We start from the raw sequence: 20,445 nt of genomic DNA on the forward strand, positions 1-20,445 counted from the left end.
CGGGATCGGGGGTTTGGGACAGGCGTGACGTCATCTTTTCAGCCGGTCGAGACCATCGCGGGCGATTGGTCGGCCGGCATGCTCCTCCTCTGCGATCACGCCTCCAACGCCTTGCCGCCGGACTACGGCGACCTCGGCCTCCCGGCGCCCGAATTCCGCCGCCACATCGCCTACGACATCGGCGCCGCCGCGGTCACCCGCCGGCTCGCCGCCCTGTCGGGTGCGCCGGCCCTGATGACCACCTATTCGCGCCTCCTGATCGACCCGAACCGGGGCGAGGACGACCCGACCCTCCTGATGCGCCTCTCCGACGGCGCCATCATCCCCGGCAACGCCCGCTCGGACGGCGCCGAGCGCACCCGCCGCCTGGAGCGCTTCCACCGGCCCTACCACGACGCGATCGCCGCGCACCTCGACGCGGCGTCGGCCGTCGGCGCGGCGCCGGTCATCGTCTCCATCCATTCCTTCACGCCCGCCTGGAAGAGCGTGCCGCGGCCCTGGCACGTGGGTCTCCTCTGGGACCTGGACGACCGCCTCGCCCATCCGCTGGTCGCGGCGCTCCAGCGCGAGCCCGGCCTCGTCGTCGGCGACAACGAGCCCTACGACGGGGCCTTGAAGAAGGACACGCTCTACCGCCACGGCACGCTGCGCGGCCTTGCCCACGGTCTGGTGGAGATCCGCCAGGACCTGATCGAGGCCGCGGCGGACGCCGACGCCTGGGGCGACCTCCTGTGGCGGCTCCTCCGCCCCATTCTGGCCGACCCGACGCTCCATACTGTCCGCCACTACGGCTCGCGTGCCGACCACCGGGCCGGCCGTCCTGCCGTTCCGCTCGGCAAGACACCCGCCCGTCATCTGACCGAGGACCCGCCGTCATGACCGACTTCGACGAGAAGACCCGCATTGAACTGGAGGCTGCTGCCTTCCGCCGCCTCTTGCAGCACCTGTCGGAGCGCTCCGACGTGCAGAACATCGACCTCATGAATCTGGCCGGCTTCTGCCGCAACTGCCTCGCCAACTGGTACAAGGACGCCGCCGACGCCAAGGGTCTCCCCCTCACCAAGGAGGAGAGCCGCGCGCTCGTCTACGGCATGCCCTACGCCGAATGGCAGGCGAAGAACCAGCGCGAGACGACCGCCGACAGCCTCGCCGCCTTCGAGAAGAATCGCCCGCAGCACTGACCGCGTCCCACGCCGTCCGCGCGTGAGCCGATCGACGGATGCACTCTTCGGCATCCGCCGGTCACGCAATCTTAACCAAGCCGGCTCCACTTGCTTGGCCGAGGCCGCCGCGGCCCCGAGGGCCGCCGCGGTCCTTCGGGTCGGATCGGCTGTGGTCAACCGCAGTTTCCGCGTGATCGACCCGGCCCCGGTGCGCTAAACACACGCCCACCCGTCCGGCCGGTCGTTCAAGACCGGGCCGGCCCAGAGACTGTCGAAGAGACTGACGAGAGGTCGATCACCATGGTCGCAGAAGTCGCGGATACCGGCGTCGCCGCCGACGAGTTGAAGCAGTTCATCGAGCGCATCGAGCGCCTCGAGGAAGAAAAGAAGGCGATCGCCGACGACGTCCGCGACGTCTATGCCGAGGCGAAGGGCCGGGGCTACGACGTGAAGGCCATCCGCGCCATCGTCCGCCTGCGCGCCAAGGAGCCGCACGAGCGCGAAGAGGAAGAGGCGATCCTGGAGCTCTACAAGAGCGCGCTCGGGATGGCGTGAGGCCCGGCGCGCCGGGCCATCCGGCGCCGCGCGCCCGTGATCCCTATCCGGCCATCGCGCCGTCCGGCGGCAGCGTGGCGGCGCGCAGCCGAGCCGCGTCGCGGCCGGGCGGGGCGCCGAACAGGCGGGCGTACTCGCGGCTGAACTGGCTCGGGCTCTCGTAGCCGACCGCAAAGCCGATGGAGGCGGCGTCGGCCGACTGCGCCATCAGCATCCGCCGCGCCTCCTGCAGGCGGATCTGCTTCTGGTACTGCAGCGGGCTCAGCGTCGTCACCGCCTTGAAATGCCGGTGCAGCGAGGCCGGGCTCATGCCCGCCACCTCGGCCACCCGGTCGACCGCGAAGGCGTCCGCATAGTGGGCCCGGATCCAGGCGATCGCCCGGCCGACCCGCGACAGCCGGCTGTCGGCGCGGGCGATCTGGCGCAGGAGCCGGCCCTGCTTGCCGCAGAGCAGCCGGTAGAGGATCTCCCGCTCGATCAGCGGCGCCACTACCGGAATGTCCTCCGGCCGGTCCAGGAGGCCGACGAGCCGGGCGGCGGCGTCGAGCAGTTCGTCGCTCACCGCGCACACGGCGAGCCCCGCCGAACAGTCGGCGTCCATCCCGCCGTCCCCCATGTCGATCAGCACGTCGGCGAGCAGCTTCGGCTCCAGCGCCAGACTCGCCGCCAGGTAGGGCGCCTCCGGGCTGGCGCGATGGATGCCGCCGGTCACCGGCAGGTCGACCGAGACGATCAGGTATTTCGCCGCGTCATACTCGTAGCTCTCCTCGCCCAGCATCAGCCGCTTGGAGCCCTGGGCGACGAAGGAGACGACCGGATTGTAGAGCGTGCCCATGGGCAGCGTCGGCGTGGTGGAGCGCATGAGCGCGAGCCGGGGAACGGCGGTCTGGCGCCGTCCTTCGGCGCTGTGCCGGTCGATCAGGTCCTTGAGGAGGGTGATGGAAGCATGCATGGCCGGATCCTCGCCGTCGCCGCGGCGTTCGGCAAGGGGGGCAGGCCACGCGCCGGCATGTCCGAGAGGATCGTGCAAGGATCGGAGAGCATCGCGCTACCGGAGGCACGGCCCTTGGTGCGATCTCTCCCCCTGCGGCCCCGCCGCCGTCTCGTCCCCCCTGGCGGCGCTGCCGCCTTCTTGTCTAAACGCGGCCCTGCCGCCGTCTTGTCTCAACGCGGCCTTGCCGCCGTCTAGTCCTAACGCGGCCCCGCCGTTGTCCCGTCCGCCACCGGAGACCATCCCATGCGCTACACCATGCTCGGCCGCACCGGCCTCTTCGTGTCCGAACTCTGCCTCGGCACCATGACCTTCGGCGGCCAGGAGGGCCTCTGGGGCCAGATCGGCCAGCTCGGCCAGAGCGAGGCCAACGCCCTGGTGAAGACCGCCTTCGACGCCGGCATCACCTTCATCGACACCGCCAACGTCTACGCCGAAGGCCGGTCGGAGACGATCACCGGCCAGGCGATCCGCGACCTCCGCCTGCCCCGCGACGAACTGGTGATCGCCACCAAGGTGTTCGGCCGCGTCGGACCGGGCCCGAACGGCACCGGCGCCTCGCGCGCCCACATTCTCGCCGAGGCGCGCAACAGCCTGAAGCGGCTGCAGCTCGACCACATCGACCTCTACCAGCTGCACGGCTTCGACGCCGCGACCCCGATCGAGGAGACGCTGGAGGCGCTCGACACGCTCGTCCGCCAGGGGCTCGTGCGCTACGTGGGCGTCTCCAACTGGGCGGCCTGGCAGGTCGCCAAGGCGCTCGGCATCGCGCAGCGGCGCAACCTCGCCCCGCCGCGCTCGCTGCAGGCCTACTACACGCTCGCCGGCCGCGACCTGGAACGGGAGATCGTGCCGATGCTCGCGTCCGAAGGCGTCGGCCTGATGGTGTGGAGCCCGCTCGCCGGTGGCTTCCTCTCCGGCAAGTACGACCGCGACGGCAGCACCACCGAGGGCCGGCGGGCCACCTTCGACTTCCCGCCCATCGACAAGGACCGGGGCTTCGCCGCCGTCGAGGCCATGCGCCCGATCGCGGCCGCCCACGGGGCGACGGTGGCCCAGGTGGCGCTCGCCTGGCTCCTGCACCAGCCGGTCGTCACCAGCGTGATCGTCGGCGCCAAGCGGGTCGACCAGCTGGTCGACAACATCGGCGCCACCGGCGTCCGCCTCACCGACGCCGACCTTGAGGCGCTCAACGCCGTCAGCGCGCTCGCGCCGGAATATCCCGGCTGGATGATCGAGCGCCAGGGCGCCTACCGCAAGGGCTTGATGCCGGCGGCCATGACCACCCGCTAAGGCGTTCCGAACGCTCGTTGATCGGGCCGACTCCCGCGTTCGGGAGTCGGCCCGGCGCACCGGGCGACCGGACCGCCGCTCCGCCGCGACGAGGCCATTTCGGTCGATCCGACCGATCGCCGCTTGCATCTGGTTTGATGTTGAACTATATAGTTTGATATTGAACCAATGGAGGCGACGATGACGAACCGGCGTGTATTCCTCACCCTTTTCGGCGGCGGCGTGGTGCTCGCCGCCACGAGCGCGACGCTCTGGGCCACCACCCGTGACCCGGCCGGCGCCCGCCGCCCGTGGGAGACGGCGGGGCAGGGCGGCGAGGCGGATCCGCGCCGGCGGGCGCTCTCCTTCGCGGTGCTCGCCCCCAACCCGCACAACCGCCAGCCCTGGGTGGCGGATCTCTCGGTGCCGGAGGTCCTGACCCTCTTCTGCGATCCGGACCGGCGGTTGCCGCACACGGATCCGTTCGACCGGCAGATCACCATCGGCCTCGGCTGCTTCCTGGAGCTTCTCGCCCTTGCGGCGGCCGAGGACGGCTACCGCACGGACATCGCCGTCTTCCCCGACGGCGCGCCGCAGCCGCGCCTCGACGGCCGGCCTGTCGCGCGGGTCCGCTTCATTCGGGACGAGGCGGTCGCCCGCGATCCGCTGTTCGCTGCCGTGCTCGACCGCCGTTCCAACAAGGAGGCCTACGACACGACCCGGCCGGTGGCGACGGAGAGCCTTGCCGCGATCGCGGCCGCAGCACGCGTCCATCCGGTCGCCTTCACCAACGACCCGGCCCGGGTGGCCGCTCTCCGCGGCCAAGCCTTCGATGCGCTCCGCACGGAGATGACCACCTACGCGACCGCCAAGGAGAGCGTCGACCTGTTGCGCATCGGCAAACGGGAGATCGAGGCGAACCCGGACGGCATCGACCTCCCGGGCCCCGTCTTCGAGGCGCTTCAGCTTGCCGGCATGATGCCGCGCGACGCCATGTTGGACACCACGTCCGACGTCTTCGCCCAGCAGCTCGCCGCCATGAAGGTCCCGTTCGACACCGCCATGGCGTTTGTCTGGACGATCACCCCGGGCAACAGCCGCGCGGAGCAGATCGAGGCAGGGCGTGACTGGGTCCGCCTCAACCTTGCGGCCACGCGCCTCGGCGTCGCCATGCATCCGTTCAGCCAGGCCCTGCAGGAGTTCGCCGAGATGCGCCCGCACTTCGACGGCCTGCGACAGGCGCTCGGCATTCCGCCGGAGCATACGCTGCAAATGTTTGCCCGGCTCGGCTATGGTCCCTCGGTGAAGGCTGGCCCCCGCTGGCCCTATGAAACGCGGATCAGGGCGGCATGACGGACGAGGATCTGGGCGGCGAGAGCGCAACGGCCGCTGCGGCCGGCACCGAGCGCGGCGATGAGGGCGGCGAGCCCTCCGCCGCCGCAGGGGACCATGCGCTCGCCTTCCGGCTCCTCAACGAGATCGCCATCATCGCCCAGCTGTCCGGCACGTCCTTCGAGCGGGCCATGCCCGGCACCATGACGCTGCCGCAGTTCGTGGTGCTCAACCACCTGACCCGCCTCGGCGGCGACCGCACGCCGCTGCAGATCGCCAATGCCATGCAGGTCACCAAGGGCGCCATGACGAACACCCTCGGCCACCTGGAGCGCGCCGGCTGGATCGCGGTCCGGCCGGACCCGAAGGACGGCCGGTCCAAGCGCGTGGACATCACCGGCGCCGGCCGCGCCGCCCATGGCGACGCGATCCGCCAGCTCCAGCCGGAACTGGCCTTCCTCGTCGGCGAGATCGGGCCGGAGCCCATCGCCGCGGCCCTGCCGTTCCTGGAGCGCCTGCGCGCCCTGCTCGACCGGCGCCGCGACGAGGTTTGACCGCCGTGTTCCGGCGTCCGTCAGAGCGCCGGGCGCGGGCGCGCCACGTCGTTGGTGCCGTCCGGGTCGGGCGCGAGGCCGTAGCTCATGCGCTTCATCTGGCCGATCACCCGCTCCATCTCGTCGTCCGGCAGCACCGGCGGCTCGCCGAGGGTCAGCGCCTGCACATACATGCGCGACAGGGTCTCCACCTCGATGGCGAGCCAGAGGGCGCTTTCCAGCGTCTTGCCGAGCGAGATCTGGCCGTGCTGGCCGAGCAGGCAGGCGGTGCGGCCCTCCAGCGCCTTCAGGGCGTTGTCGGACAGCGCCTGGGTGCCGAAGGTGGCGTATTCGGCGCAGCGGATCGTGGTGCCGCCGGCGATGCCGGTCATGTAGTGGAAGCTCGGGATGGTCTTGTGGTGGCAGGCGAGCGTGGTCGCGTAGACGGAGTGGCAGTGCAGCACCACGTCGATGTCCGTCCGGTTCTTCAGGATGTCCCGGTGGAAGCGCCATTCGGACGACGGGCGCCGGCCCACATAGGTCCCGTCGAAGTCCATCTCCACGAGGTCCTCCGGCATCATGGTGTCGTAGGGCAGGGACGACGGGGTGATCAGGAATCCGGTCGGCGTGCGCACCGAAAGGTTGCCGGCGGTGCCCTGGTTGATGCCGCTGGAATTCATGCGCCGGCAGGTCTCCACCATCTGGCGGCGGAGAAGCGTCACGTCGGCGGCGGAACCCGCGGGGGAGGGGTCGGTATGGGCCAAGGCAGTCATCCTTCTTCGGGTCGTGTCGCCGTCGCGGCAGGCTGGCGGGCACGGGCGCGCCAGGCCGCCGCGTAGGCGGACAGGGTGTCGGGCGAAAGGGCGAGCCGGTCCGGCGTCGCCAGGGAGAGGGGCGCCGGTCCGGTCCGGCTCGTGTGGGTGGCCAGCAGCGCGGCGCCGGCCGCCACCCCGTCGGTCTCCAGGGTGTAGACCACGCTCTGGTCCGGCCGAAGCGCCGCCACCAGCGCCGCGAAGGCCGGATCGCGCAGGAAATTGCCGTCGAGCACCACCTCGCCGCGGCTCTCCAGCGCGCTCAGGCATTCGGCGGCAAGAAGCGCCGTGTAGAGCACGGCGAGTGCCTTCCGCTCGTCCGGATCGGCCGGCGGCGGACCTTCGATGCGGCCGCTGCAGGCGCTTCCGGGAAACATCCCGTCGTCGCTGCCGAACGAGGGCAGCGCCATCGAGCCCCGTTCCACGATCCGGGCGAGGGTGGCGGCCGCGACCGGTGCCGGCGCGGGGTCCGGGCCGGCCACGTGGGTGAACTCCCGGCCGCCCATGGTGAGCGCGCCGCCGACGGGCCGGCCGTGCACGTCGCTGTTGAGCGTCATGCCGGGCGTCCGGGCGAGCCGCTCCAGGGGCGTATCGCCGGAAAGCCCGACGATCCAGGTGCCGGTCGACAGCACCGTGAAGCCGGCAAGCCCCGCCGACTGGTAGCGGTAGTAGTTGGCGCTCGAATCGTGGATGCCGGCGAGCACCGAAAGGTTTGCCGGCAGGCCGTGCCGGGCCGCGAGCGCGGGCCGGATCCGCCCGACCTCGCCCCAGGCGGGCGCGAACGGCGGCATCAGCCGCGACCAGCCGCGGGCGGCGACGATCGGCGCGAAGCGGCGTTCCGGCACGTTCCAGAGGTGCGACTGGGCGCCGAGGCAGGTCGCCTCCGAAACCGCCCGGCCGGTCAGCCGCCAGGCCCAGTATTGGGGGATGCCGAGGCACCAGCGGGCGGCGGCGAAGGCCTCCGGCTCGGCCATCTCCATCCACAGCATCTGCCGCGCCTGGTGGGTCGCCGCCATCATGATGGCGCTGCCCCGGTCGTAGAAGCTGCCGGCGAGCGGCCGGTAGGCGGCGTCCACGGCGGCCGGCAGCGGCTGCTCGTAGTCGATCATCGGCAGGGCGAGGCCGTCGCCCGCGTCCGGGTCCTCGCCGGTCAGCATGCCGCCGGAGCCGTGGCCGGCCGCCACCACCGTCGCCACCGGATGGCGCCGGCAGAGCGCGGCCAGCGTTTCCATCACCCACCCGCCGAGGCCGGCGAGGTCGTGTTGGCGCCAGGGCGGGCCGGGCCGCACCGGGTTCGGCACGCTCACCGCCTCCACCACCCGCCCGTCCACCGTGGCGACGGCGAGCTTCACGTTGGTCTTGCCCACGTCGATGACGGCGACGGTGGCGGGCGCGTCCCGGGGGAGGGTGGCGACCATGACGGCTCTCCTGGCGGGCGAGTGGCCCCCGCGCGGGCGAAAAGGCCCGCCGCAGACGGCGGGCCGGCTCTTCGGTCTTGCGTCAGATCAGCCCGTACTGGCGGGCCTTGTTGCGCAGGAAGGGCAGGCCGTTGCCCATCACCTCCGCCTCGTCCTTGGCGACCGGGCGCCACACGGCAAGGCCGTAGGCCACCTCCGGCGGCATGTTGATGAAGCTCTCCATGGCGAGCCCGCCCTTGAAGCCGATGGCCGCGAGCGTCGCGTAGATCTCGTCCCACGGCACGTTGCCCGCGCCGGGCGCGCCCCGGTCGCTCTCGGAGAGGTGGATGTAGCGCAGGTGCTCGCGGGCGGCGAGGATGCCGTTGGCGGCGCCCTTCTCCTCGATGTTCATGTGGTAGGTGTCGAGGTGCACGAACACGTTGTCCATGCCGACGCGCTCCACCATGTCCACCGCCTGCCGGCCGGTGTTGATCAGGTGGTTCTCGTAGCGGTTCACCGCCTCCACGCCGAGGAGGATGTTCTTCGCCTTGGCGTGCTTGGCGGCCTCCGTCAGGGCGCGGGCGATGTTGTCGTATTCGCCCTCCGTCGGCGGCACGCCGGTGCGCTCGCCGATGCCGCCGAAGATCACACCGGAGAGCGCCTCGCAGCCCATCTCGGCGGTCTTGTCGATGGCGACCTTCAGATATGCCACCGCCGCGTCCGGCCGGACCGAGGCCCAGGCGTGCTCCGGCAGGCCGAGCGAGCAGATGGCGCGGAGATTGTTCTTCTCCAGAAGCGCGCGGGTGTGCGCCGCGTCCACCGCCGGCGCGTTGAGGAGCGCGATCTCGATGAAATCCATCTTGTAGTGGACGGCCGCCGCGATCGCCTTCTCGGCGCTCGGCCGGTCCCAGTTCATGGTCCACATGCTGGTGTGCACGCCAAAGCCTTGCATGGCTCTCATCCTTTTCTTGGTTTGTAGGAACCGATCCGCCCCACGACCCAGCGCAGCACCATCACGGTGACGAGGAGGATGCCCCAGAGCGCCGTCGCCAGATGCTGGTTGGCGCCGACGAGGTTGAGGCCGGACGACAGGAGCTGCAGCACCACCAGGGCGACGAACACCGGGATCACCCGGCCGAAGCCGCCGAACGGGTTCACCCCGCCGAGGAAGCAGGCGAGCACCGTGATGAGCAGGTAGCTCTCCCCGTGGCCGACGCGCACGGAGTTGAAGCGGGCCAGCATGATGATGCCCGCGATGGCGCACATGGCCCCGGAGAGGGTGTAGACCAGCACCAGCACCTTGCGGGTGTTGACGCCCGAATAGCGCGCCGCCTCCATGTTCGAACCGATCATGAAGGTGTTGAAGCCGAGCTTGGTGCGCGTCAGGAGCACGTGCCAGCCGAGCACGCAGCCGATGAAGATGAGGAGCGGCACCGGCAGGCCGAAAAGGGTCCCGTGGCCGATCGGCTGCACGTAGGACGGAAAGCCCGACACGTCGCCGCCGCGGGTCAGGAACTCGCCGAGCCCGCGCAGGAAGATCATCATGGAGAGCGAGACGAGGATCGGGTGCGCCCGGGTGTAGGCGATCACGAGCCCCATCACCACGCCGGTCGAGGCGCCGACCGCCACCGCGGCGAGGCAGGCGAGGGCGAACACCGTCCCGGAGGCCTCCAGCCCGCCGTTGGCGTGGAGGATCCAGGCGACCGTCAGGCCGGAGATGTTGGCCGTGAAGGTGATGGCAAGGTTCAGCCCGCCGGTCAGCACCGGCAGCAGCATGGCGAGCGTCAACAGCCCCAGTTCCGGCAGCTGGAAGCCGACGGCGCCGAAGGTGGCCGGGCTCAGGAACTGCGGCGAGACGAGGCTGAACACCACCACGACCGCCACGAAGGCGAAGGCCGGGCCGGCCATCTCGGGACCGATGAGGGCTTTCAGGCGCGCGCCGAGCGAGGCGCGGGGCGGGGCGGCGGCGGAGCTCATGGGCGCGCTCCCTCTTTGCGGGATGAGCCGAACAGCGTCTCGAGGCGGCTGTTGGAGAGGGCGATGGCGACGAGGATGATGGCGCCGACGATCATCTTGAACGCGTAGGGCGAGACGCCGAGGAGGTTAAGCCCGTTCTGCGTGATGGCGATCAACAGCACGCCGAGCACGCAGCCGATCACCGAACCCTTGCCGCCGCCGAGCCGCGCGCCGCCGAGCACCACCGCGGCCAGCACGTCGAGTTCGCGGCCGTAGAGCGCGTTCGGCACCACCTCCTGGGCATAGTGCGCCTGCACCAGGCCGCCGATGCCGGCCATCAGGCCGAGCCAGCCGAAGGCGATGTACTGCATGGCGCCGATGTCGATGCCGAAGCGGCGCGCGCCCTCCGGATTGTCGCCGAAGGCGTAGAGCTGGCGGCCGGTGGTGGTGCGCCCGATCAGGAACCATGTGGCGGCGACGCAGACGAGCATCACCAGCACCGGCAGGGTGATCTCCACCCACGACCCGTCCGCCAACTCCCGCTCGTAGAGGATCACCCGCGTGGTCAGCCAGTCGGGGAGGTTGTAGATCGACACCCCCCGGGTGAAGAACATCAGGAGGCCGAAGTAGATATTGAAGGTGGCGATGGTCGCCACGATCGAGATGATCCGGAAGGTGTGGATCAGGAAGGCGTTGAAGACGCCGAGGAGGATGCCGACAGAGCCGGCGATCAGGAAGCCGGAGATCCACTCGCCGCCACCGATGGCGCCGAGGATGGTGGCCGTCACGTACTGCACCACCGAGGCGGCGACCGCGAAGGAGATGTCGATCCCGCCGGCGATCAGCACCACCAGCAGTCCCACCGCGAAGATGATGTTGACCGCGCTGATGTTGAGGAGGTCGAACGCGTTGCCGAGGGTGGCGAAACGCTCGGTGGTGAGCCCGAGCCCCACGCACATGACCGCGATCACCGCGAGGAGGACGATCTCCGTCCCGTGGGTGTGGAGCGCCTTAGGCATAGACGGCCGCCTCGATCTCGGAGAGCGCGGTCACGCGCGGGTCGAACCGGTTGACGATGCGGCCGTTCGCCATGTGCAGCACCCGGTCCGCGTTGAAGTAGGCCTCCGGCACCTCGTCGGTGATCAGGATGATGGCAAGGCCGTCCGCGGCGAGCGACGCCACGATCTCGAAGATGCCTGCCCGCGCGCCGACGTCGACGCCGACGGTGGGGCTGTCGAGGATCAGGAGCTTCGGGTTGGTGGCCAGCCACTTGGCGATGGCCACGCGCTGCTGGTTGCCGCCGGAGAGCGTGGAGATCGGGTCCTCCTGCCGGCCGATCTTCACGGCGAGCCGGCGGATCCAGTCCGCCACCACCGTGCGCTTGCGCCGCTCCGACAGGAGCCCGCCGGTGAGCAACCGGTCGTAGGAGGCCATCACCAGGTTGTCGGCGATGGACTGCGGCTGGATCAGGCCGAGCGACAGCCGGTCCTCCGACAGATAGGCGATGCCGGCCGCGATGGCGTCCCGGTTGGAGGCGAAGCGCACCGGCCGGCCCTCCAGCGTCACCGTGCCCGCCGTCGGCCGCAGCATGCCGAAGAGCGCGAGCGCCAACTCCGTCCGCCCGGCGCCGAGCAGCCCCGTGATGGCGAGCGTCTCGCCCTGGCGGACGGTCAGCGACACATCCTCGAAGAGGCCCTGGCGGGAAAGCCCCTCCACCTCCAGCACCACCGGCCGGCCCGCCACGGGCTTGGCCCGGACGGTCTGGTCGAACACCTTGCCGGTCATCAGCTCGGTGATGCGCGACTGGGTCATGCCCTCGGTCGGGTAGACGCCGACGAGCGCGCCGTCGCGCAGCACGGTCAGCCGGTCGGAGATCTCCAGCACCTCCGCCAGCCGGTGGCTGACGAACACCACCGCCACGCCGGAGGCCGACAGGGTGCGCACGATGTCGAGCAGATAGTCGGTCTCCGACTGGGTGAGCGAGGCGGTCGGCTCGTCCATGAAGACGATCTTCGCCTCGCCGACGAGGGCGCGGGCGATGGCCACGATCTGCCGCTGCGCGATCGGGAAGTCCTTCAGCGGCCGGTCCACGTCGAGCGTCACGCCGAGGCGCTTCAGCGCCGCGGCCGCGGCCTTCCTCATGGCGCCGTAGTCAACGAGGCGCGGCCGGCGGCCCACCATGGTCTGGAAGGCGATGTTCTCGGCCACCGACATCTCGGGAAAGAGGGCGAGGTCCTGCCAGATCACCTGGATGCCGGCCGCTTGCGCGGTCACCGGCGACATGTGGCTGTAGGTCTCGCCGTCGTATTCGATCTCCGCGCCGGGCTCCGGCCGGTAGACGCCGGTGATGATCTTGATCAGCGTGCTCTTGCCGGAGCCGTTCTCGCCGGCCAGGCAATGCACCTCGCCGGGCATGACCTCGAAGCGCACGCCCTTCAGGGCCCTGACGCCGCCGAAGGTCATGGTGATGGTGCGAAGGGACAACAGCGGCCGTCGGGCCGCGCCCCTGTCGAGGGCATCGGTCATGGCGAAAGGCTCATCGATCGGACGGCGGGGGAGCCGGGCCGGCGCGAGGCCGGCCCGGTCGGTGAGGCGCGCGCCGGTCAGAGACCCATGGCGGCGAGGTCGGCGACCGTGTCCTTGTTGATCGGCACGATCTGGTCGACGATGATGTTGCGGGCCTCGAAGTCGGGCTCGATGGTGCCGAGACCCTCGATCTCCTCGCCGGCCTTCAGCTCGCCGCCCTTCATCAGCCGGTCCGCCATGGTGACGAACACCTCGCCGGCCTGCTTGGGGTTCCACATGAAGCCGCCCGAGATGGCGTCGGACGTCACCAGCTTCTGGCCCTGGCCGGGCGAGAACGGGCCGAGCACGAAGACCTCGCCCACCTTGCGGCGCTCTTCCACGGCGCGGCCGGCGCCGATCGGGCCCTGGCTGCCGAAGGCGAGGAAGCCCTTCAGGTTCGGGTTGGCGGACATCAGGTCGAGCGCGGTGGACCGGCTCTCGTCCACGTCCTCGGCAACGCCGTAGCGGTCGCCGACCAGCGTCATCTCCGGATGGTTGGCCTTGATGTAGGCGATCGCCGCGTCGGCCCAGGCGTTGTGCAGCGGCACGGTCAGCGAGCCGACGAACACCGCATACTCGCCCGTGCCGCCCATCTTCTCGGCGAGCAGCTTGCCGTGCGCCTCGCCGAAGCCGGTGGCGGAGGCGAGCTCGAAGTTCCAGTCGGCGCCCTTTTGGCCGGGGCTCTCGTGGGTGATCACGATGATGCCGGCGTCGCGGGCCTTGGTCAGCACCGGCTCCAGCACCTTGGCGTCGTTCGGCACCACGCCGATCACCTTCACGCCCTGGGCGATCAGGTCCTCGATGGCGCGCACCTGCAGCGCCGGGTCGGCGCTGGTCGGGCCAACCATGAAGGCGTCGAGCCCGAGCTCCTGGCCGCGCTCCTTGATGCCGGCCTCCATGGCGTTGAACCACGGAATGCCGCCGATCTTGACGACGACGCCCACCTTGGCGGCGTCCTGGGCGAAGGCGGCAAACGACGCACCCATGGACAACGTCGCGGCCACGGCCGCAATCAGCAGCTTCTTCATATCTGGCTCCTCCCTGGTGGTCCCGTTCGGGGACTCGTCGCCGCGCCCTTGCCGGGCAGGTCGGCGTTCGCATGCGATCCCGCCGCTTCCTCAAGCGACGCCCCCGAAGGCTGCTGCGAACCATCGCAGTTCGCATTGCACAATCGATGGTGCATCCACTATCCTGCAGGTGGCTTCTGTCGTCAAGGGCATCGCGACTGTATGGAAGCGGCAGGAGGGGCCATGGACCGAAACGCCAAGAAGAAAGCCACGATCTACGACCTGTCGGTGCTCTCCGGCTCATCGCCCTCGACGGTGAGCGCGGTCCTCAACGGCACCTGGCGCAAGCGCCGGATCGCCGAGGCCACCGCCGAGCTGATTCAGGAACTCGCCGAGAAGCACCAGTACACGGCCAACCTCCAGGCGCGGGGCCTGCGCCGGTCCCGGTCCGGCCTCGTCGGCCTTCTCCTTCCGGTGCACGACACCCGCTACTTCTCCTCCATGGCTCAGACCTTCGAGGCCCATGTGCGCAGCCGCGGCCAGTGCCCGGTCGTGGTCAGCGCCTGCCGCGACCCGCAGGAGGAGCGCGCCGTGGTGGAGACGCTCCTGTCCTATTCCATCGAGGCGCTGATCGTCGCCGGCGCCACCGACCCGGACGGGGTGCACCAGGTGCTGGAGGCGGCGGGCGTGCGCCACGTCAACATCGACCTGCCCGGTACCAAGGCGGCGTCCGTCGTCAGCGACAACTACACCGGCGCCCGCCTTCTCACCGAGGCCGTCGTCCGCCGCGCCGGCAGCAGCCGGCCGCTCGACGCCGGCGACCTCCACCTCTTCGGCGGCCGCGACGACCACGCCAGCCGGGAGCGCATCCGCGGCTTCCGCGACGCCCGGGTCGACCTCCTCGGCGCCGACCCGGACGGCTGCATCACCGCCACCGGCTATTCGCCGGGCACCAGCCAGCGGGCGTTCGAGGCGGTGTTTGCCCGCGACGGGCGGCTGCCGCGGGCGCTCTTCGTCAACTCGTCCATCAACCTTGAAGGCCTCATCCGCTTCATGGCCCACCACCCGGACGACGCCTTCGCCGACCTCGTGGTCGGCTGCTACGACTACGACCCGTTCGGCTCCTTCCTGCCCTTCCCGGTGATCATGATCCGCCAGGACGTGGAGGCCATGATCGCCCGCGCCTTCGAACTCCTGGAGGAGCCCCGGCCGGCGCCACGCATCCACCTGATCCGCCCGGATCTGGTGCCGCCGCGCACCGCCCTTCGCGGCCCGCTCGACGCCCTGAAGGACGAGGCTCCGGCGGAGCCCCAGGCCGCCCCACGCCCGCGCGCCGCCGCCCCGTCTCTGTCGGACGGGCGGACGGCGACAGTTTGAGGTTCCGTTTCAGGGCCGGGGCCTTATAGTCCGGGAGGGGGAAAACAAAAGGGAGGACAACCACATGATCCGTCGCCAAGGACTGAAGCTTGCCGCCATGGCCTGCGCCGCCGTCATGGCCACCACCGCATCGGCCGAGACCTTCATCGGCATCCTCACGGGCGGGCAGGCCGGGGTCTACTACCCGATGGGCGTCGCCCTGGAGAAGATCTTCGCCGAGGCGGTGCCGGAGGCGCGGCCCTCCGTGCAGGCCACCAAGGCGTCGGTGGAGAACCTCAACCTCCTGCAGGCGGGGCGCGGCGAGATCGCCTTCACGCTCGGCGATTCGCTCCAGGCCGCCTGGGCCGGCGACGCGGAGGCGGGCTTTCCGAACAAGCTGGAGAATCTCCGCACCGTCACGGCCATCTATCCCAACTATATCCAGATCGTCGCCTCGGCCGAATCCGGCATCAAGACGCTCGCCGACCTGAAGGGCAAGCGCCTCTCCGTCGGCGCGCCGAAGTCCGGCACCGAGCTCAACGCCCGCGCCATCCTGAAGGCCGCCGGCATCAGCTACGACGACCTCGGCAAGGTGGAATACCTGCCGTTCGCCGAGAGTGTCGACCTGATGAAGAACCGCCAGCTCGACGCCACCCTGCAGTCGGCCGGCCTCGGTGTCGCGTCGCTGCGCGACCTTGCCAACGCGGTCGCCATCACGGTGGTGGAAGTCCCCGCCGACGTGGTCGCCTCGCTCGGCGCGCCCTACCAGACCGCCACCATCCCGGCCGGCACCTATCAGGGCCAGGACGCGGACGTGCCCACCACGGCGGTGATCAACTACCTCGTCACCCGGGCCGACCTTGAGGACGACGTGGTCTACCAGATGACCAAGGGCATCTTCGACAACCTCGACGCCATGGTCGCCGCCCACAACGCCGCCAAGGCCATCAACCTCGACAAGGCCGCCACCGAGGGCCCCGCGCCGCTGCATCCGGGCGCCGAGCGCTACTTCAAGGAACAGGGCCTCCTCTGATTCCACCGTCCGCGGCGGGGCGTTCGCCCCGTCCTCGCGTCCGGCGCCGCGCCCTTTGGACAAGGGAAGGGCGCCGGTCGCGCGCGTCGTTGATGGAGGAAGAGACCGATGGCGGATCAGCCGAACACGGCCCTTGAAGCCCAGAATGCCGCCGACCGGGACGCCCTGGAGGACGCCGAGCACATCCCCCACTGGGGCCTCGGCCCCGCCGGCCGCGTGCTCTTTGCCATCGCGGTCGCCTTCTCGGCCTTCCAGCTGTGGACCGCCGCCTATTCGCCGCTGCCGAGCCAGGTGATCCGCTCGTTCCACGTCGGCTTCCTGATGCTGCTCTTCTTCGGCCTCCTGGGAAACGCCGCCACCGGTCCGCGCCGGGTCGTCTGGTGGTCGCTCGCCGTCCTCGGCTTTGCCATCGGCTTCTACCACTTCGTCTACCACGACGCCCTGATCCTGCGCTCCGGCATGCCGCTCACCCAGGACCTCGTGGTCGGCGTCGTGGCGATCGCCCTCGTCTTCGTCGCCGGCCAGCGGATGATCGGCTGGGCGCTGCCGCTGATCTGCGGCGCCTTCCTCCTCTACGGCCTCTACGGCCACCTGCTGCCGAGCCCCTGGAACCACCGGCCCTACGGCGCCGACCAGGTGATCGACATCCTCTTCCTCGGCACGGAGGGCATCTACGGCACCCCCATCTACGTGTCGTCGAGCTACATCTTCCTCTTCATCCTGTTCGGCTCCTTCCTGGAGCGGGCCGGCATGATCCAGCTCTTCACCGACGTCGCCATGGGCACCGTCGGCCACGCGCGCGGCGGTCCGGCCAAGGTGTCGGTGGTGTCGTCGGCCCTCATGGGCACCATCAACGGCTCCGGCGTCGCCAACGTGGTCACCACCGGCGCCTTCACCATCCCGCTGATGAAGCGTTTCGGCTTCAAGTCGGCCTTCGCCGGCGGCGTGGAGGCGACCGCCTCCATGGGCGGCCAGATCATGCCGCCGGTGATGGGCGCCGTCGCCTTCATCATGGCCGAGACCCTCGGCGTCCCCTATCTCACGATCGTCCAGGCGGCCATCGTGCCGGCCATCCTCTACTTCGTCACCGTGTTCTGGATGGTGCACCTGGAGGCCGGCCGCCTCGGCCTTGCCGGCCTGCCGCGCGACCAGCTGCCGAGCCCGCTCGGCGCGCTCCGCAAGCGCTGGTACCTGATCCTGCCGCTGATCGCCCTCGTCTGGCTGCTCTTTTCCGGCTACACGCCGCTCTTCGCCGGCACCGCGGGCCTTGCGCTCACGGTGCTCATCATCCTCGGCGTGCCGCTCACCGGGCCGATGGCGATGCCGCTCCGCGTGCTCTTCTGGCTGGCGCTCGGGCTTCTGGCCGCCTCCGCCTTCCGGGGCGGCGGGTCGGTGTTCGGCACCGGCATCCAGGGCATCACGGCGGTCTTCCTCCTCGTCGCCATCCTCGTCGCCGCCAACCTGGCCTTCCGCGGCGGCCGGGCCACCTTGCGCCTCTGCCTCGACAGCCTTGGGGAGGGCGCCCGCAACGCGCTGCCGGTCGGCATCGCCTGCGCCCTCGTCGGCATCATCATCGGCATCCTGGTGCTCACCGGCTCGGCCACCACCTTCGCCCGGCTGATCGTCTCGGTCGGCGAGAACTCGCTCTTCCTGTCGCTCGTGCTCACCATGCTGGCCTGCCTGATCCTCGGCATGGGCATCCCGACGATCCCGAACTACATCATCACCTCGTCGATCGCCGGCCCGGCGCTTCTGGAACTCGGCGTGCCGCTGATCGTCAGCCACATGTTCGTCTTCTACTTCGGCATCATGGCGGACCTGACGCCGCCGGTGGCGCTCGCCGCCTTCGCGGCGGCGCCCATCGCCAAGGAGAGCGGCATGAAGATCGGCATCCAGGCCGTCCGCGTCGCCATCGCGGGCTTCGTGGTGCCCTTCATGGCGGTCTACGCCCCCACCATCATGCTGCAGGACGGCGGCCCCCTCGCCACCGCCATCGGCTTCTGGCCTGCGGTGGTCTACACGGTCGCCAAGGCGGTGCTCGCCATCGGGCTCTGGGGCGCCGCCGCCATCGGCTGGATGGGCGCGCGCCTTGCCTGGTGGGAACGGCTGTTCGCCTTCGCCGCCGCCTCCATGCTGATCGCCGCCCTGCCGATCACCGACGAGATCGGCTTCGCCGCCTCGGGCGCCTTCCTGCTCTGGCGCTGGTGGCGCGGCCGGCGGCCGGCCGGCGGCGCCGAGGCGGTCGGGTGAGCGCTCTTTGCCTTGCCGGCGGCGGCGCTCTCGTCAAGATCGCCGCCACCGCCTTCACGCTCGGCTTCGTCCACAGCATCGAGAAGATCCCGATCGTCGACGCCTTCGTCGTCGCGGCGGACGGCCTCACGCTGGTGGAGAGCCGCATCAAGGGCTCCGGGGCCGGCACCGAGCCCGCCCCCGACGCCCGCCTTCAAGACGGCTGGTACGTCTGGACGCCTGCGGACGGCCATCGCGACGCGCTCGTCCTCCGCCGCTCCGGCGTTTCCGGCACCGGCGACTGGACCCTTTGCGCGAACGGCGCCTGCCGCCCGCTCGGCGCCCTCCTGCCGCAAGGCGCCGACCCGGTGACGCTCACCGCCTGCCCCTGAGGCCCCGGCGCCGCCCCCCGCCGGGCGCGCCGGTTGCGGGAACGATCGAACGCCTCGCTCATTCAGACAGCAAGGTGGGGCAACCCGTTCTTCGAGGAGTTCCGATGATGTCGACCACCCTGCGCCTGACCGCCGCCCTTCTCCTGGCGACCAGCCTTGCCGCCTGCGGCAACACGCAAGGCCAGCGGACCGCCACCGGCGCCCTCATCGGCGGCGCGGGCGGCGCGGTGGCCGGCAACGCGATCGGCGGCACCGGCGGCGCCATCGTCGGCGGCGTGGCCGGCGGCACCGCGGGCGCCGTCGTCGGCAACCAGATGTGAGCCAACGCGTGGAAGCGCCGTCCGGATGGCTTCCGGGCGGCGCTCAATCCAGGTCCTGCCGGGATGATCGCCCTCACACCGACAGGCGCAGGGTCAGGATGCGCTCGGCGATGGCCTTGTAGGCGGCCAGCAGTTCGGCGCCGTTCTTGGCGTCGAAGAAGAGCGGCTTGCCGTTCTCCGTGGAGGCGCAGTCCATCAGCGTCTTCTTGGCCGCCGCGTCCGTCAGCTCGAAGCCGACCGTGTAGACCGTGATGCCGGACGAGCGCATCGCCTGGCAGGTCTCCACCGCCGCCGCCTGGGACTTGATGTCGTCGCCGCTGCTGATGTCGCCGCCCCAGGTGTTGTAGAGCCCGTCGGTCATCAGGATGGCGATCTTCTTCACGCTCGTGGCGCCATAGGGCTTCGGCTGCGCTGCGGCCGGCAGCACCGGGCTCCAGGTCGGCGACAGGAGGCCGTAGCTCCAGGCGGTGCCGAGATGGCCGGCCGTCACCGAGTCGACCGGCAGCTTGTTCAGCTGCGTCAGCAGCGTCGTCCGGTCGCCGGTCAACGGCAGCACCGCGCGGCCCGGGCAGTGGGAGCTTTTCTTGAACGGCACCGCCACCGGCGAGGCATCCGTCGCCATGGTGCCGGACACGCGTTCGAGCACGCACTTGGTGCTCTTGCCTGCGGAAACCGCCGTCGCGAGCGTTCCGGCGTTCACCGCGCCGGAGAAGGGCGCGAGGCCGATCCGCACCTCGTTCTTGGCGCCCGTCGTCGGCAGCAGCGTCTCCACCAGCGACTTGGCCGCCTTCTCCAGCACGTCGATCTTGCGGCCGGTGCCGTCGGAGGTCTTCTCGCCCATGGAGCCCGTCAGGTCGAGCATCATGGCGACCTCGATCTCGGTCCCGTCGATGGTCGACGTGGAGGTGATGCCGATCGGCAGTTCGTCGAACCCGGCTAGGCCCATGAAGCTGGTCGGCATGGCGCCGGTCGCCGCCACCGTCACCGTGCTGGTCTTGATGTCGGCCGTGGTGACGAAGCTCTCCACCTGGAAGCCGAAGGTGCCGTTGGCGGTGAAGTTCGCGTCATAGGCATGGCGGGCCGCCTTCTCGATCTTGGCGAGATCGGTCTCGCCGGCCGCCACCAGGCGGGCCGCCGCCAGCGAGGCCGCGTCCACCGCCCCGGTCATGGTGGAGCGCACCGAAAGCGCCTGGCCGTAGTCGATGCTGGCGCCGATGCTGAGGAAGACGCCCGCGCTCGCAATGGCGAAGAGGCTCGCCATGGAGCCGCGCCGGTCCGCCCGGAACGCCGCCGCCGTGGCGGAAACGCGGTCCGAGAGCCGTTCGGCCGACAGTCTGAGGGACGAGAGCTTGGAACAGGGGGTGCGCATCTGGGAGCCTCCGGCGAGGACGTCCGCCGGGCCTCCGGCGGGTTTGTCTGCCGGTCCCAGCGCATCCCGCGTGCCGAAGGCCCCCGAAGCGCCTCCCGGCCGCCGAACGCCAGACCTAAGCCCTTGAAACGAAACGGCTCAATCCTTCGGAAACCTTACCGTC

20 protein-coding genes are annotated in these 20,445 nt (G+C 70.5%); 11 read left to right on the forward strand and 9 right to left on the reverse strand.

Annotated elements, in window-relative coordinates:
• The first annotated feature begins 78 nt into the window (after window positions 1–78).
• The 3 genes from BUQ68_RS06580 (at window position 79) to BUQ68_RS06590 (ending at window position 1,718) form a co-directional block, all read left to right on the forward strand.
• Window positions 79–879 carry an N-formylglutamate amidohydrolase gene (locus BUQ68_RS06580; RefSeq protein WP_083656395.1) on the forward strand — a complete coding sequence of 267 codons (801 nt, stop codon included), beginning with the start codon at window positions 79–81 and terminating at the stop codon, window positions 877–879.
• Complete coding sequence (locus tag BUQ68_RS06585) at window positions 876–1,181, forward strand: DUF1244 domain-containing protein (protein WP_075215168.1); 306 nt, start codon at window positions 876–878, stop codon at window positions 1,179–1,181. The genes BUQ68_RS06580 and BUQ68_RS06585 overlap by 4 nt, the downstream gene beginning before the upstream one ends.
• A gap of 282 nt (window positions 1,182–1,463) precedes the next feature.
• Entirely contained in the window at window positions 1,464–1,718 is a 255-nt protein-coding gene (locus BUQ68_RS06590; protein ID WP_075215169.1) for a DUF2312 domain-containing protein, read from the forward strand.
• A 43-nt stretch (window positions 1,719–1,761) separates the two neighbouring features.
• Here the strand turns inward: BUQ68_RS06590 and BUQ68_RS06595 are convergent, their stop codons facing one another.
• Complete coding sequence (locus tag BUQ68_RS06595) at window positions 1,762–2,670, reverse strand: AraC family transcriptional regulator (RefSeq protein ID WP_075215170.1); 909 nt, start codon at window positions 2,668–2,670, stop codon at window positions 1,762–1,764.
• A 285-nt stretch (window positions 2,671–2,955) separates the two neighbouring features.
• On the opposite strand from BUQ68_RS06595, the gene BUQ68_RS06600 reads away from it, so the two are divergent.
• The 3 genes from BUQ68_RS06600 to BUQ68_RS06610 all read left to right on the forward strand — a co-directional run bounded on the left by BUQ68_RS06600 (window position 2,956) and on the right by BUQ68_RS06610 (window position 5,867).
• Window positions 2,956–4,002 carry an aldo/keto reductase gene (locus tag BUQ68_RS06600; RefSeq protein ID WP_075215171.1) on the forward strand — a complete coding sequence of 349 codons (1,047 nt, stop codon included), beginning with the start codon at window positions 2,956–2,958 and terminating at the stop codon, window positions 4,000–4,002.
• A gap of 180 nt (window positions 4,003–4,182) precedes the next feature.
• Window positions 4,183–5,334, forward strand: a complete 1,152-nt coding sequence (locus tag BUQ68_RS06605) for an Acg family FMN-binding oxidoreductase (protein ID WP_075215468.1) — start codon at window positions 4,183–4,185, stop codon at window positions 5,332–5,334.
• Window positions 5,331–5,867 (forward strand): MarR family winged helix-turn-helix transcriptional regulator, encoded by a 537-nt coding sequence (locus tag BUQ68_RS06610; RefSeq protein WP_083656351.1) that lies wholly within the window; start codon window positions 5,331–5,333, stop codon window positions 5,865–5,867. The genes BUQ68_RS06605 and BUQ68_RS06610 overlap by 4 nt, the downstream gene beginning before the upstream one ends.
• Window positions 5,868–5,887: 20 nt before the next feature.
• Here the strand turns inward: BUQ68_RS06610 and BUQ68_RS06615 are convergent, their stop codons facing one another.
• From BUQ68_RS06615 to BUQ68_RS06645, 7 genes are all read right to left on the reverse strand, one after another.
• On the reverse strand, window positions 5,888–6,547 hold the full coding sequence (locus BUQ68_RS06615; RefSeq protein ID WP_075215470.1) for a class II aldolase/adducin family protein: 660 nt from the start codon (window positions 6,545–6,547) through the stop codon (window positions 5,888–5,890).
• Window positions 6,548–6,615: 68 nt separating this feature from the next.
• A complete protein-coding gene (locus tag BUQ68_RS06620) occupies window positions 6,616–8,076 on the reverse strand; it encodes an FGGY family carbohydrate kinase (protein ID WP_075215172.1) in 1,461 nt (486 codons plus the stop codon).
• Between the two features lie 82 nt (window positions 8,077–8,158).
• Window positions 8,159–9,007, reverse strand: a complete 849-nt coding sequence (locus tag BUQ68_RS06625) for a sugar phosphate isomerase/epimerase family protein (RefSeq protein WP_075215173.1) — start codon at window positions 9,005–9,007, stop codon at window positions 8,159–8,161.
• A gap of 5 nt (window positions 9,008–9,012) precedes the next feature.
• Entirely contained in the window at window positions 9,013–10,032 is a 1,020-nt protein-coding gene (locus BUQ68_RS06630) for an ABC transporter permease (RefSeq protein ID WP_075215174.1), read from the reverse strand.
• Window positions 10,029–11,030, reverse strand: coding sequence for an ABC transporter permease (locus tag BUQ68_RS06635; RefSeq protein ID WP_075215175.1), 1,002 nt, complete (start codon window positions 11,028–11,030; stop codon window positions 10,029–10,031). The genes BUQ68_RS06630 and BUQ68_RS06635 overlap by 4 nt, the downstream gene beginning before the upstream one ends.
• Window positions 11,023–12,537, reverse strand: a complete 1,515-nt coding sequence (locus tag BUQ68_RS06640; RefSeq protein WP_075215176.1) for a sugar ABC transporter ATP-binding protein — start codon at window positions 12,535–12,537, stop codon at window positions 11,023–11,025. The genes BUQ68_RS06635 and BUQ68_RS06640 overlap by 8 nt, the downstream gene beginning before the upstream one ends.
• A 77-nt stretch (window positions 12,538–12,614) precedes the next feature.
• Window positions 12,615–13,604: an autoinducer 2 ABC transporter substrate-binding protein gene (locus BUQ68_RS06645; RefSeq protein WP_075215177.1), complete on the reverse strand. Its 990-nt coding sequence runs from the start codon at window positions 13,602–13,604 to the stop codon at window positions 12,615–12,617.
• Between the two features lie 222 nt (window positions 13,605–13,826).
• On the opposite strand from BUQ68_RS06645, the gene BUQ68_RS06650 reads away from it, so the two are divergent.
• From BUQ68_RS06650 to BUQ68_RS06670, 5 genes are all read left to right on the forward strand, one after another.
• The gene (locus BUQ68_RS06650) at window positions 13,827–14,960 is read left to right on the forward strand and encodes a LacI family DNA-binding transcriptional regulator (protein WP_083656352.1); all 1,134 of its coding nucleotides are present in this window, start codon (window positions 13,827–13,829) and stop codon (window positions 14,958–14,960) included.
• Window positions 14,961–15,024: 64 nt separating this feature from the next.
• The gene (locus tag BUQ68_RS06655; protein WP_175577751.1) at window positions 15,025–15,972 is read left to right on the forward strand and encodes a TAXI family TRAP transporter solute-binding subunit; all 948 of its coding nucleotides are present in this window, start codon (window positions 15,025–15,027) and stop codon (window positions 15,970–15,972) included.
• A gap of 108 nt (window positions 15,973–16,080) precedes the next feature.
• Window positions 16,081–18,222, forward strand: coding sequence for a TRAP transporter permease (locus tag BUQ68_RS06660; RefSeq protein ID WP_075215178.1), 2,142 nt, complete (start codon window positions 16,081–16,083; stop codon window positions 18,220–18,222).
• On the forward strand, window positions 18,219–18,593 hold the full coding sequence (locus BUQ68_RS06665) for a DUF1850 domain-containing protein (protein WP_075215179.1): 375 nt from the start codon (window positions 18,219–18,221) through the stop codon (window positions 18,591–18,593). The genes BUQ68_RS06660 and BUQ68_RS06665 overlap by 4 nt, the downstream gene beginning before the upstream one ends.
• Before the next feature lie 104 nt (window positions 18,594–18,697).
• Window positions 18,698–18,913: a YMGG-like glycine zipper-containing protein gene (locus tag BUQ68_RS06670; protein WP_075215180.1), complete on the forward strand. Its 216-nt coding sequence runs from the start codon at window positions 18,698–18,700 to the stop codon at window positions 18,911–18,913.
• Between the two features lie 73 nt (window positions 18,914–18,986).
• On the opposite strand, the gene BUQ68_RS06675 is transcribed toward BUQ68_RS06670, so the two are convergent.
• Window positions 18,987–20,282, reverse strand: coding sequence for a vWA domain-containing protein (locus BUQ68_RS06675; RefSeq protein WP_075215181.1), 1,296 nt, complete (start codon window positions 20,280–20,282; stop codon window positions 18,987–18,989).
• Window positions 20,283–20,445: the final 163 nt, after the last annotated feature.

Origin of the sequence: Mongoliimonas terrestris (genome assembly GCF_001927285.1) — a bacterium.
Taxonomy (GTDB): Bacteria; Pseudomonadota; Alphaproteobacteria; order Rhizobiales; family Pleomorphomonadaceae; genus Chthonobacter; species Chthonobacter terrestris.

Excerpts from the sequence above, each read along its gene's own strand:
- BUQ68_RS06615 (WP_075215470.1), bottom strand. The coding sequence starts at position 6,547 with ATGGTGGAGACCTGCCGGCGCATGAATTCCAGCGGCATCAACCAGGGC.
- BUQ68_RS06625 (WP_075215173.1), bottom strand. The coding sequence starts at position 9,007 with ATGCAAGGCTTTGGCGTGCACACCAGCATGTGGACCATGAACTGGGAC.
- BUQ68_RS06635 (WP_075215175.1), bottom strand. The coding sequence starts at position 11,030 with ATGCCTAAGGCGCTCCACACCCACGGGACGGAGATCGTCCTCCTCGCG.
- BUQ68_RS06605 (WP_075215468.1), top strand. The coding sequence starts at position 4,183 with ATGACGAACCGGCGTGTATTCCTCACCCTTTTCGGCGGCGGCGTGGTG.
- BUQ68_RS06675 (WP_075215181.1), bottom strand. The coding sequence starts at position 20,282 with ATGCGCACCCCCTGTTCCAAGCTCTCGTCCCTCAGACTGTCGGCCGAA.
- BUQ68_RS06585 (WP_075215168.1), top strand. The coding sequence starts at position 876 with ATGACCGACTTCGACGAGAAGACCCGCATTGAACTGGAGGCTGCTGCC.
- BUQ68_RS06660 (WP_075215178.1), top strand. The coding sequence starts at position 16,081 with ATGGCGGATCAGCCGAACACGGCCCTTGAAGCCCAGAATGCCGCCGAC.
- BUQ68_RS06580 (WP_083656395.1), top strand. The coding sequence starts at position 79 with ATGCTCCTCCTCTGCGATCACGCCTCCAACGCCTTGCCGCCGGACTAC.
- BUQ68_RS06600 (WP_075215171.1), top strand. The coding sequence starts at position 2,956 with ATGCGCTACACCATGCTCGGCCGCACCGGCCTCTTCGTGTCCGAACTC.
- BUQ68_RS06630 (WP_075215174.1), bottom strand. The coding sequence starts at position 10,032 with ATGAGCTCCGCCGCCGCCCCGCCCCGCGCCTCGCTCGGCGCGCGCCTG.
- BUQ68_RS06670 (WP_075215180.1), top strand. The coding sequence starts at position 18,698 with ATGATGTCGACCACCCTGCGCCTGACCGCCGCCCTTCTCCTGGCGACC.
- BUQ68_RS06650 (WP_083656352.1), top strand. The coding sequence starts at position 13,827 with ATGGACCGAAACGCCAAGAAGAAAGCCACGATCTACGACCTGTCGGTG.
- BUQ68_RS06610 (WP_083656351.1), top strand. The coding sequence starts at position 5,331 with ATGACGGACGAGGATCTGGGCGGCGAGAGCGCAACGGCCGCTGCGGCC.
- BUQ68_RS06640 (WP_075215176.1), bottom strand. The coding sequence starts at position 12,537 with ATGACCGATGCCCTCGACAGGGGCGCGGCCCGACGGCCGCTGTTGTCC.
- BUQ68_RS06620 (WP_075215172.1), bottom strand. The coding sequence starts at position 8,076 with ATGGTCGCCACCCTCCCCCGGGACGCGCCCGCCACCGTCGCCGTCATC.
- BUQ68_RS06645 (WP_075215177.1), bottom strand. The coding sequence starts at position 13,604 with ATGAAGAAGCTGCTGATTGCGGCCGTGGCCGCGACGTTGTCCATGGGT.
- BUQ68_RS06595 (WP_075215170.1), bottom strand. The coding sequence starts at position 2,670 with ATGCATGCTTCCATCACCCTCCTCAAGGACCTGATCGACCGGCACAGC.
- BUQ68_RS06655 (WP_175577751.1), top strand. The coding sequence starts at position 15,025 with ATGATCCGTCGCCAAGGACTGAAGCTTGCCGCCATGGCCTGCGCCGCC.
- BUQ68_RS06590 (WP_075215169.1), top strand. The coding sequence starts at position 1,464 with ATGGTCGCAGAAGTCGCGGATACCGGCGTCGCCGCCGACGAGTTGAAG.